The organism is Pseudomonas sp. IT-P74 (assembly GCF_949768175.1).
GTDB lineage: Bacteria > Pseudomonadota > Gammaproteobacteria > Pseudomonadales > Pseudomonadaceae > Aquipseudomonas.
The window spans coordinates 1-210 of record NZ_CATKQD010000090.1; the positions used below are offsets into that span (position 1 = coordinate 1).

General features: G+C 64.8%; 1 protein-coding gene. It reads right to left on the reverse strand.

Going from position 1 to position 210, the window contains the following annotated elements; genetic code table 11:
- A partial coding sequence (locus ACM6J5_RS27705) for an immunoglobulin-like domain-containing protein (protein WP_414929708.1) occupies positions 1-210 on the reverse strand: 210 nt, incomplete at both ends.

A 210-nucleotide genomic window follows, 5' to 3' on the forward strand; every position in this document is an offset into this window, starting at 1 on the left:
CGCCTCGATGGTGATGACCGAGCCATTGCTCAAGGTCACGGTCATCGGCGTGCCGGCCGGGTTGCTCAGGGTCGCGGTGTAGATGATCTGGCCGCCTTCGCTGATGTTGCCGGTGGCGGTCAGGGTCAGCCCGGTGTTATCCACGGAGTCGGTGATGGTGGTCACGGCCGGGGTGGTGTTCGGCACCAGGTTTTCGAAGTTGCCGCCGGT